Annotated in this window: 1 protein-coding gene and 1 pseudogene; both read right to left on the bottom strand. The window is 62.5% G+C overall.

Annotated elements, in window-relative coordinates; all coding sequences use genetic code 11:
* Positions 1–170: 170 nt before the first annotated feature.
* A pseudogene (locus C2I19_RS17785) lies at positions 171–383 on the bottom strand (IS5/IS1182 family transposase); the annotation flags it as partial.
* Positions 384–416: 33 nt separating this feature from the next.
* Positions 417–1,449 (bottom strand): IS4 family transposase (locus tag C2I19_RS17780; RefSeq protein WP_103903986.1); only part of this gene is annotated, 1,033 nt, incomplete at its 5' end.

The following is a 1,449-nucleotide window of genomic DNA, read 5'->3' as shown; positions in this document are numbered from 1 at the left end:
ATCATCCCAGGCTGCTGCCTTGCGCTTGATCCGCATGCTCATCTTGCCGTTTTTGCCCATCGGCACCGGTCGCACCAGATTCAACACCATCTTTTTCAGCAATGACAGATTCTCCGGACTTTGTTGCATAAATAGGCTTCGGCATGCAAAGCCCCTTTCCCTGGACGGATTTATGGCATGCGCACCGTCATCGGCGTCCCGAGCCGCGTGAAGCGGTTCAAGATCGCCGCTCGCACTTGGAGTTCTGCGACTTGACGGTCGAAGTCCCTTGCCATCACCCGCTCACCCAGCCGCTTGAAACAGCGTATCTTGGTTTCCACCAGGCTGCGGCGATGGTAACCGCGCCATTTCCACCAGATCGCTCGTCCCAGGCGCCCCACTGCCGCGAAATTAAGCAGTGGCACCTTATATATCAGTCACTTATAAGCACGATGATGTCGAGGCTTTTTGCGGTTGGCCTTGCGCGGCGAGGTCGGTTTGTCCGGCCTTCGCCGGCTGATCTGCTGGGCAATCGAGTCGTACAGCAGCGGCCCGATCTCCCGAATCGACGCCGGATCGGCCAGCAGCTGCGGCAGATACAGCCGCACCAGATGCGACGCATGCGTCAGATTCGGCGCGTGGGTTTGCGCGTCCCGCTCCTGCTGCGCCAGCACGTCTTGCGCGGCAATCGTCGCCAGGTTGTGCAGCAAGATCGCCGCGTGGAATTCCTGCCGTATCGCTTGTGGTGTTTCGCCTCCGAACTGTTCAAGCTTGAGCCGGCATTTTAGGTGGCGGAAGGCCTCTTCGATCCGCCAGCGCTTCTGGTACAGCGCGGCGAAGGCCGCTGCCGGCCACTGAGCCTCATCCAGCAAAGAGGTCGCCAGCACTTCAACCTGGCCGCTGCTCAGCGGCACCCGCACCAGGCGCAGCCGTAGCGGCTGCAAGGGCAAGCCGTGCGCGGCGAAGCCCGGACGATGGGCGCCATTCGGCGTGATGTCGATCACCGCGCTGGCGGCGCCGGAGGCGACGAAGGCCCGCACCTGGGCGCTGAAGTCCAGTTTCAAACGGATGCAGAAATGGCGCTGCTTAGCCTGCAGCAGCGCGAACAGCCAGTACGCCGGGTAGCCGCGGTCCAGCACCAACAAATCGTTCACCTGCAATTGATCGAGCTGGCTGGCCAGCACCGTGCGCTCGTCCTCGGTTTCGGAAGTGAGGTCGGCGCGCAGAATCAGGCCAGTGCTGGCTTCGCACAGGGCGGAGGCGCGGGCAAGGCTGTAAATGCCGGTGTCGGTGTGGTAGCAACCAAAGCCGTCGCCGCCCTCGCGCAGGATGTCGGGATGCGTCGTCGGCAGATACAAGGTGGTGCTGTCGCCGGCGACGACGCGGAAGCCATGCCAATCCGGCGCGGGCCGCAGGTCTGCCAGCACGGCTTGATTGAGTTCGACAAAGGCTTGCCAGCGCAGCTTCTTG

The organism is Chromobacterium alticapitis, from assembly GCF_002924365.1.
Lineage (GTDB): Bacteria > Pseudomonadota > Gammaproteobacteria > Burkholderiales > Chromobacteriaceae > Chromobacterium > Chromobacterium alticapitis.
The sequence above is the reverse complement of the archived record's forward strand: the minus strand, read 5'-3'. Positions and strand labels throughout refer to the sequence as shown.